We start from the raw sequence: 9,409 nt of genomic DNA, 5'->3' as shown, positions 1-9,409 counted from the left end.
GTTCTATTTGCTAAAAATTTCCGACTTTTTAGACCAATTTGCTGCCACCGCAGTAGGGCAGTCTATTCTCGGAAAGCCTCCTAGAACCGTTTATCGCAGAGTCTTGTGGCAGCTCGACTTTCTCGAATTTCTCGACTTTTAAAACGGTTTCTTAATCGATGAGTCCTAGCAGGTAGCGTCCATACTCTGTTTTTTCCAGCACTGAACCTGCTCGAAGAATATCCTCTTCGTTTAACCAGCTATTCTTTAATGCTATTTCTTCCAGACAGGCAACTTTCAGGCCCTGGCGATGCTCAATGGTTTGTACAAAGTGTCCAGCTTCAAGCAGTGAGTTGTGCGTACCGGTATCCAGCCAGGCAAAACCTCGCCCTAATATTTCAACATTAAGCTGACCGTGGTCAAGATAAAGTCGATTGAGTTCTGTAATTTCCAGCTCTCCCCTGGCAGAAGGCTTCACCTCTTTGGCAAGGTCAACAACCTGGTTATCGTAAAAATACAAGCCCGTAGCCGCATAATTAGATTTTGGGTTTTCTGGCTTTTCCTCAATGGATTGCACTTGTCCATGTTCGTCAAACTCAACCACGCCAAAGCGTTCCGGGTCTGCAACGCGATAACCAAATAAAGTGGCACCTTCCTCCCTGTTCACTGCCGCCTGTAGCCTGGGAGTAAAGCCCTGGCCGTAAAAAATATTATCCCCCAATATCAGGCTGACACGGTCTTGCCCGATAAAACTGGAACTAATGTTAAACGCCTGCACCAGTCCTTTAGGCTCAGGCTGAATAGCGTAACTCAGGTGAATCCCGAACTGGCTGCCATCACCGAGAACATTAAAAAAGTTTACCTGATCTTCCGGGGTGGTAATCACCTGAATATCTCGAATCCCCCCAAGCATCAACACCGATAACGGGTAATAGATCATCGGTTTGTCATACACAGGCAATAATTGTTTAGAGACGCCCCGAGTGATAGGGTGCAGTCGTGTACCACTGCCACCGGCAAGCACAATCCCTTTCATTGTTATTATTCCGATGTTGTTATAATGATTGTGAAATGTATTTATTGAGCAAACAGCCCAAGGCGGTCACGTTGATAACTCCCATCCTGAATCCGTCGACACCAGGCGGGGTTATCCAAATACCATTGGACTGTTTTTCGCAGACCTGTTTCAAAGGTTTCTTCTGGTACCCAGCCAAGATCAGCCCTTATTTTTGTCGCATCTATCGCATAGCGCTGATCGTGACCAGGGCGGTCTTCAACAAAGGTTATCAGGTCTTTAAAGTGTTCAACACCTTCAGGCTTCTCAGGGGCAAGCTCTTCGAGCAGATCACATAACGTATAAACAACATCAATATTCTTTTTTTCGTTATGTCCGCCGATGTTGTAGGTTTCACCCGTGCGTCCTTTTTGTAAAACGGTATACAGAGCTTTTGCATGGTCTTCCACATACAACCAGTCCCTGATTTGCTCACCGTTGCCATAAACGGGTAATGGCTTACCCTCAAGGGCATTGAATAACATCAAGGGAATTAATTTTTCCGGGAAGTGACAAGGCCCATAATTATTAGAGCAGTTACTCATCACCACGGGAAGCCCGTAAGTTCGGTGCCAGGCTCTTACTAAATGATCCGAGCTGGCTTTGCTGGCTGAATAGGGGGAGCTGGGGGCATAAGGCGATTGCTCGGTAAAGTATTCATCTCGATTGCTGAGATCCCCATACACTTCATCCGTGGATACGTGATGAAACCGAAAGGCTTTCGCCTTAACTGACGACAGCGATTGCCAGTAACTCCTGACGGCTTCGAGCAAACTGCAGGTGCCGACCACATTGGTCTGAATAAAATCCGTCGGCCCGCTAATGGAGCGATCCACATGACTTTCTGCGGCTAAATGCATGACGGCGTCAGGGGTAAACTCTGTCAGAATGGCCCTGATGGCTTTTGTATTGACAATGTCTTGCTGTACAAACTGATAACGCGGACTCTTCGCCACTGAAACCAACGACTCAAGATTACCGGCATACGTCAGTTTATCGAGATTAATAACCTTGTTGTCTGTTTGCTTTATCAGAAAACGCACGACGGCAGATCCAATAAAGCCAGCACCACCGGTGACAAGGATAGTACGACAGCTCATGTCCATATCCCCCGAGTATCGACAATATATTCAGACACTGGCTTAAAACGTTTAAACGGCATATGGTCAACCAACAGAACATAGATATCGGCTTTTTCAAGGGCTGTATCAAGGCTGACCAAATCAAAGTCTTCTCGCAGTTCTTTCGTATTAGGCTCCACAGCCATCACCTTGCACCCTGATGTATTCACCAGTGAGCGGGTAATTTGTAATGCGGGGCTTTCACGAAGGTCATCAATATCGGCTTTAAACGCCAGGCCAAAACAGGCAATGATCACATCATGGCGCTCTTTTTCAGGGTGCTGAGCCAGGAAACTGTCCACACGTTCACTGACCTTATCCATGACCCATTGCGGCTTATGGTCATTGACTCGCCTTGCCTGTTGGATTAACCCCGTCTGCTTCGGTGCCTGGGACACAATAAACCAGGGATCAACAGCAATACAATGCCCACCGACACCCGGCCCAGGCTGGAGAATATTCACCCTTGGATGCCGGTTGGCCAGAGCGATCAGCTCCCAGACATTAATAGCCAATTTATCGCAAATAACAGATAACTCATTGGCAAAAGCAATGCTGACATCCCGGCTGGCATTCTCGGTGAGTTTTGCCATTTCAGCCGTTCGAGCATGGGTCATGATGCACTCACCTTTAACAAACAGCCGGTAAAGCTGACAGGCTTTTTCGGCACTGGCTTTATTGATGCCGCCAATGACCCGATCATTTTCAATCAGCTCACGCGCGACCTGTCCGGGCAATACCCGCTCGGGGCAATAGGCAATAAAAATATCACCAGTTTGACCATTTGAGAGAGGAACCGTTAAATCGGGGCGGGCTTGTGCAATCCAGGCTGCCATTTGTTCTGTTGTTGTCACCGGTGATGTCGATTCCAGCACCACAAGGTCACCCTTTTTTAATACCGGAGCAATCTCTCGGGAAGCTGAAGCAATATACGACAAATCAGGTTCATTCTGGCCGTTGACAGGTGTGGGCACGGCAATAATAAACGCATCGGCAGGCTCCGGTTTTGTGGTTGCTCTCAAAAAACCAGTGGTGACGGCTGTACTGACCAGCCTATCCAAATCCGGTTCAAGAATATGGATATTACCCTGATTAATGGTATCCACTATCTGTGGGTCAATATCAACGCCTGTCACCTGTATTTTTCGCTCAGCAAACATGGCCGCCGTTGGCAGGCCGATATAGCCCATACCTATAACAGAAACAGAAGAGATTGGCTGATGGTGAGTCATAGTCTTTTTATAATTTTTAATAAAACAATAGCAGGATAAATGAGTTGTCTTAACAGTTTGCACGTTGCAAGAATCAAGGATAATAGAAGATAAAAAGTCGGTGTTGACAGACGAATAGCCCGCTATTTCACCAACAAAACCCGCTTTTTAGCCCCGTTTATCCCAAAGCTCAGTAGCCGCTTTAAGTCGGCTTCCAGGCAGGGGAAAACGTTTTATGAGACTGTGACAAAAGCAAACCCATGGACTGATCATTGCCTAAAACAGCATTGACAATCCGCTCGCTGGCTTTGCCGTCGCCATAAGGGTTGCATGCCTGACTCATTGTCCTGTAAGCAAATTTGTCATCCAGCAGACGAGTGACTTCATTGATAATGATATTTGTGCAGGTTCCCACCAGGCGCACAGTACCTGCTTTTAACGCACAGGGGCGCTCTGTCGTGTCGCGCATACACAGAACAGGTTTGCCCAATGAGGGTGCTTCTTCCTGAATACCGCCAGAGTCAGTCAGCAGTAAATAACTTGATTTCATCAAATAAACAAACGACAGGTATTCCTGAGGCTCAATCAAATGAACATTTTCCGCATCGGTTAACAGCCGATTAACAGGCCCCTGAACATTCGGGTTCAAATGCACAGGATAAACAATACTCACATCAGAACGACGTGATAATTCACGCAACGCCTGACAAATGTGCTCAAAGCCATCACCAAAACTTTCACGCCTGTGCCCTGTTACTAAAATCAGTTTTTTTCCATTGTCTTTTAAAAAAGGAAATGGCCTACTGAGCGTTCTTTGCAAAGACGGGTTGCTATCAATGTGTTCAGACACCGCCATCAATGCATCAATAACAGTATTCCCGGTGACAAAAACCTGCTCAGGCGCAACATTTTCCTGAAGTAGATTTTTCAGAGACTGCGTTGTGGGTGTGTAGTGCTGGTCTGCAATCGTGCCTGTCAGCTTGCGCATGCCTTCTTCTGGCCAGGGGGAATAAATATTTCCTGTGCGCAGACCTGCTTCTACATGGCCAACAGGAATCTGATGATAGTAGCCTGCCAGCATAGCGGCAAATGAGGTGGCTGTATCGCCATGAACCAGCAACCGGTCAGGATGAAAAGTAGAAAAAACAGATTTTAACCGGTGGATAATCGCCGTTGTCACATCAGACAAATCTTGCCCGTGCTTCATAATATCCAGGTCATCATCCGGTGTAATGGAAAACAGGCTCAATACCTGATCCAGCATTTCCCGGTGTTGTCCCGTGACACAGACACGTGTTTCAAAATGAGGGTTATGTTTAAAGGCATTGACGACTGGCGCCATTTTTATGGCTTCCGGGCGGGTGCCAAAAACAATCAATAACTTCATAGATGACTCTTTATAATTATTCGTTATTCTCGGGAATGGCGGGATTTCTATAGAGTGGCTTTATTTAATACGACACCCGTAATTTGCTTACCCGTTTTCAGAATATCTACCCCCCCGTCAATTAATTCAGGGGCTGGCACTTTACCGGCCTCAACAACATACAGCACCGTATTACAGTGACAAATAATATGCTGGGCATCACTCGTTCCCGACAGCGGCGGGCAGTCAATAATAATGGTGTCATAGTTTTTTTCGAGTTGACGCAAGATATCAACAAACACCGGTGCTGCCAGAAGCTCCTGAGCCTGATCAATGGAACCTCCTGAAGGGATTAACCTGACCCCTTGCGTTTCTGTGGGTACACCAACCGGTTCCTGTGCCCCCTGTAAAATAGCAGCCAGGCTGTTTTCCGGGTTTTCAGCCTTAAGCAACGTATTCAGGGTATGTCCCGGCTGCCTCAGATTGCCATCAATGACCAGCGTCTTGCCCAGCAACCCAAAAGCTTTTGCCATGCTCGCTGCTGTGGCCGTTCTGCCCTCGCCAGCTTGTGCTGAAGTGACCGCGATAACCGCGACACCTTTTTCATGCTTTAGGCTGATCTGGGTGCGCAGAGTTCGTATAGCTTCGCTGTAGAGTTGGTGTTTGTTACAAAATAGCTGCTGAGGCAGCTTCGTGTCTTTTCGCTTGCGTTTAACATAAGGCAATCGACCTGACACGGGCAGCTTGAGTTTTTCACCGATTTCTCTCACCGTTCTTACTGTGTTATTCAGCATTTCCAGAAGGAATACAATGCCCGTCGATAAGAGTAAACCAGCCATCCCCATCATAATGATGATCAGTTTTTTCTTAGGCTTAACGGGATAGTAGGGTTCATAAGCTGAATCAATTACGCGTGCGTTTGTATTTTTAAAGTCACTTGTCGCCTTGTTTTCACCAATACGGGTAAGAAACCTGTTATGCAGTGATTCCTTGCTTTTAACTTCTCGTTCAAGCTCGCTCAACCGGTACTGTTTACGGCTAATTGCCTGAACACGTTCTCGGGTGGCCTGTAGCGTTTCTGACAGGGCCTTCTCATTGGCGAGAGTCACTTCGTATTGCTTTTCAATGCCCTCCACAATCTTCATGGTTTGCAGACGGATATGACGCTCGGCACTTTTTAGTTCTGTTATCGCTTTAATCATATCTGGATGCTTGGGTCCATAACGCTTTGACAACTCATCCACCTTTCGCTGTGACGTGGATTCCTGCTCTTTTAATGTCCTCAGCAGAGGGTCTTTCAAGACACTTGGCAGAACACTGTATTCCTCAACGGTTTTAGCGCCACTGCTAGTGATTTCACGATAAATACTTCTGTTCTGTGCCAACGCCTCCTTAACCTGTGCCAGTGAATGCGTCAGCGCTTCCAACTCGCTTTTTGCCAGCGCCAGCTCACTGTCGAGGTTAATCAGGTTTTCCTTTTCCCGATACGCCTGAAGATTTTTTTCAGCTTGGTCGAGGCTGGCACCCAGGTCATTCAGTCGCCCCTGCAACCATTGCGTATTGTCAGCACTGGCAGTGAGTCGGGAATCCAGCCACGTATCGATATAGGCTCTGGCAATGGCATTGGCCAGTAATGGCGATAACGCTTTATTGGTTGAATTCACCGATATTTTAGCAATCTGTGTATCGGGTACGGGAGACACCGTGACCATTCCTTGGAGGACACTGGTCGCATCAAAAATCAGCGCTTCTCTGGTGGGGATATATTCAGGTTCCGGTGGAAGCCCCAGCCACTTGCGCCAGTTGAGTAACGACTCTTTTTCAGGGCGCAATGTCCAGTTGAATTCAGGGCGCGCAATCAAATCCAGTTGACGCACGACTTTTTCCAGCACTGTTCTGGACTTCATAATTTCGTACTGGGTGCGCAGATAAGACGAATCACCACCAATACTGTACAGACTATCGATGGAAATAATTTTACTGTCGTCTTGTTTCAGCTCAAGGCTGGTCGTTGCCATATAGACGGGGGGCAGCCGTGAACTGTAGAATACACCGAACATAACCATCAGTACTGTACTGCTACCGATCACCCACAAGTAACGACGAAAAATCTGAACAATATCCCAAACGGATATCAACTGCCCGGTTTCCTTAACCGGATACAGCACGGGCGGGGGTACACTACTCATAACAGAAAATCAGTGGCTCAGAAAATGTCTTAAAAAAAGCTTTCTTTAATATTTATTATGTCGCCGGGCAATACCTCATCTCCGAGCGTCAACCACAATGTTTGTTGTTCTCCTTCTTTTTCCCGGGTCACCTGTATTTTCTTCCGTGATGCCCGTTCAGTAAATCCACCAGCCAGAGCTATCGCTTTTTGTAATGTCAGCTGCGGAGCATACGAAAAGCCTCCCGGACTTTTCACTTCACCTCTAACAAAATACTTTCGGTACTCAATCAGCCTGACAGTTACTATGGGGTTAATCAAGTAATCCCCTTTCAAACCGCTGGTAATATAATTCTGCACCTGTTTAATGGTTTTTCCCTGAACCGGAATATCTCCTAAAAAAGGGTATGCAAGGGTGCCTGTTGCCGTGAGTCGTGCTGCCTTAATGGTTAAATTGCTTTCATTAAACACATCAATACTGATGACATCCCCAACAGCCAGCGTATAGTCCGTTTTTGTGCCTGCCCTGGCAGAAATCGCAACAAGCTCTCCTATAAGAAGAAGACTTAAGACTACCATTTTTTTCATATTAATGGTTTACAACAATGGCTTTACAGATTAATTGAGCTGGAAAATGTAAATACATTCTGTCGGTAATTTTCTAGTTTTACCTCAGGATTTATTGCTTTTTCATTATGTATCGTATGTTTCCATGTTAATGATAAAGAAAACCAGCGACGTACATTCCATGTCCATCCGACGTGGAAATTATGGGTCATAGCTTCCTTGTCCACCGTAGCGCCATACCCAAGAATATCTTCCCAGGTTGCTTCCCACTTCAACACCGTCCTTCGCCTTGCGCTCCACTGGTGATTCCAGGACGTACTGACTTCTTTCACCTTGGCGTAATGACTCTGTGATGGGTCATCAGACTCAATATCGTACTTTTCACCCACACTGAGCGTCACTACAGAGTAACTTTTTATATTATAAGTGCCACTTGCATCCCAGCCGGTATAGCCTTCTTCTTCGTTTTGTTCAGATGATAAGAAACGGCGACCGAGTTTGAAATAACCTGCCGTTTTTGCTGAGGGCCTGAAAGATAAACCAGCTAAATAGCTGTTAACGCCGTAGCCTGCTGCCCCCGAGTAGGCCAGCACTTCTTTTGAGGTCTCAAATAATATATCAGTACGCGTCAAAAAGTGGTAATAGGCTGTTGCACCATAGAGACTGGTTTTACTATTGTCGTATTGCTCGCGGGTGTATTCTTTTTTAGTCAGATTACCAAAAAAATCAATTCTCGCGCGAGTCCTTAACGAGCCAAATCCATACTTACCATTGACGATCATTTGCTGATATCGAGGCTGGTCATAGACGTTTGACAATCTCTGGTCATCATCTACATAGTTTCCGACAACCAGACTACCGTTAAACCGGTTCCGACGGGTAAATTCATGGCGCGCATCAAGGTTAAGCTGATAGTCTGTTGCTGACTCTGCATTAATAATAGTGTACTGATGACGTTTTACCTCAAGACCTGCACCGTACTTATTAGGCCCAGAGGCCATCTGAGCGTAAATGCCCGGTACTATCGTGTAAATACCTGCTGTTTCCCGGCGTTCGTCCTGATAGAAGTTGTCATCGTAAGCAAAGCTGATTGCAAGACCCAAAGAGATATCAATGCCTTCTCCGGTGAAAGTATTGACGGGCAATGTGCCAAAACTATTTGATGAGAACGTCAAGCAAGTAAAAATTACTGCAACATTGCGTAACACTTTCCCTGAGTACATTTTTTATCATAACCGCGTATAAATCCCGTATTTTCAGAGGTTGTCGCTAAAGCAACGAGCAAAGCTGAAACAAGGCAAAAGTGGCGAAAAGGGCGAAAAGGGCGAAAAGGTGGCGCAAAAGGGCAGCTTACAGGGAGTAAATGTACATCCTCTTTTGAGCGACTTTTCAGCACTGTATCAACGAAGCGCAGCACTTTCGCGGCAACGTCTTCAGACGTGGAGAATGTCAAAATCAGGCACGCTACCGCCCATCAACTATGGCTAAGTGTTGAAAGAACCTGTCATTTTTTAAGTTAAAGTGACATTTTTTTCTTGGTTTACATTGAGAGAAGCTCTTTTTTCTATTTTTTGACGTAACAAAAAGCACCCAAAGGCAAGGGATGGCACCAGGAGCTTGTCCGAGAATAGACCGCGTTACTGCGGTTGCGATAATTTTTATGCTTCTTACGCCTGTCGACGGTCGTATATTAATAAATAACTATGTTGCCTGCAAGTCCTACCTATTCAATAAGTAATTACACCTGTTAGCCTGTCGGACTTAAGACAATTTCAGCCTAAAATCCAGAAAATTCTGACTCGCCCTACTGAATTTTATGCTCGAAAGCATAAGTCCGACAGGCTCCTAGGAGGCTGACCGAGAATAGCGCCCGTAGCGAGGATTACGAGAAATTGAGGATAAAAATTTCTGCTTCTGAGGATAATAGTGGGGCTATTTGACGAA

At 46.1% G+C, this 9,409-nt stretch carries 7 protein-coding genes; all 7 read right to left on the bottom strand.

The features are described from left to right. Positions 1-151: 151 nt before the first annotated feature. Complete coding sequence (rfbA, locus tag V4C51_RS15880) at positions 152-1,015, bottom strand: glucose-1-phosphate thymidylyltransferase RfbA (protein WP_330927163.1); 864 nt, start codon at positions 1,013-1,015, stop codon at positions 152-154. Between the two features lie 41 nt (positions 1,016-1,056). Next, positions 1,057-2,133 carry a dTDP-glucose 4,6-dehydratase gene (gene rfbB, locus V4C51_RS15875; protein WP_330927162.1) on the bottom strand — a complete coding sequence of 359 codons (1,077 nt, stop codon included), beginning with the start codon at positions 2,131-2,133 and terminating at the stop codon, positions 1,057-1,059. After that, the gene (wecC, locus tag V4C51_RS15870) at positions 2,130-3,386 is read right to left on the bottom strand and encodes a UDP-N-acetyl-D-mannosamine dehydrogenase (protein WP_330927161.1); all 1,257 of its coding nucleotides are present in this window, start codon (positions 3,384-3,386) and stop codon (positions 2,130-2,132) included. Before wecC ends, rfbB begins: the two co-directional genes overlap by 4 nt. Before the next feature lie 181 nt (positions 3,387-3,567). Continuing rightward, positions 3,568-4,752 (bottom strand): non-hydrolyzing UDP-N-acetylglucosamine 2-epimerase, encoded by a 1,185-nt coding sequence (gene wecB, locus V4C51_RS15865; RefSeq protein WP_330927160.1) that lies wholly within the window; start codon positions 4,750-4,752, stop codon positions 3,568-3,570. Between the two features lie 47 nt (positions 4,753-4,799). Further along, positions 4,800-6,920, bottom strand: a complete 2,121-nt coding sequence (locus tag V4C51_RS15860) for a GumC family protein (protein WP_330927159.1) — start codon at positions 6,918-6,920, stop codon at positions 4,800-4,802. Positions 6,921-6,949: 29 nt separating this feature from the next. After that, a complete protein-coding gene (locus V4C51_RS15855; RefSeq protein ID WP_330927158.1) occupies positions 6,950-7,486 on the bottom strand; it encodes a polysaccharide biosynthesis/export family protein in 537 nt (178 codons plus the stop codon). A gap of 23 nt (positions 7,487-7,509) precedes the next feature. After that, entirely contained in the window at positions 7,510-8,688 is a 1,179-nt protein-coding gene (locus V4C51_RS15850) for a hypothetical protein (RefSeq protein ID WP_330927157.1), read from the bottom strand. Positions 8,689-9,409 lie beyond the last annotated feature (721 nt).

It is taken from the genome of Candidatus Sororendozoicomonas aggregata (genome assembly GCF_031528575.1).
Lineage (GTDB): Bacteria > Pseudomonadota > Gammaproteobacteria > Pseudomonadales > Endozoicomonadaceae > Endonucleibacter > Endonucleibacter aggregata.
The sequence above is the reverse complement of the archived record's forward strand: the minus strand, read 5'-3'. Positions and strand labels throughout refer to the sequence as shown.

Bases quoted from the DNA above. Each gene is read 5' to 3' on its own strand.
- V4C51_RS15860 (WP_330927159.1), bottom strand. From the start codon at position 6,920: ATGAGTAGTGTACCCCCGCCCGTGCTGTATCCGGTTAAGGAAACCGGG.
- rfbB (WP_330927162.1), bottom strand. From the start codon at position 2,133: ATGAGCTGTCGTACTATCCTTGTCACCGGTGGTGCTGGCTTTATTGGA.
- wecB (WP_330927160.1), bottom strand. From the start codon at position 4,752: ATGAAGTTATTGATTGTTTTTGGCACCCGCCCGGAAGCCATAAAAATG.
- V4C51_RS15850 (WP_330927157.1), bottom strand. From the start codon at position 8,688: ATGTACTCAGGGAAAGTGTTACGCAATGTTGCAGTAATTTTTACTTGC.
- wecC (WP_330927161.1), bottom strand. From the start codon at position 3,386: ATGACTCACCATCAGCCAATCTCTTCTGTTTCTGTTATAGGTATGGGC.
- V4C51_RS15855 (WP_330927158.1), bottom strand. From the start codon at position 7,486: ATGAAAAAAATGGTAGTCTTAAGTCTTCTTCTTATAGGAGAGCTTGTT.
- rfbA (WP_330927163.1), bottom strand. From the start codon at position 1,015: ATGAAAGGGATTGTGCTTGCCGGTGGCAGTGGTACACGACTGCACCCT.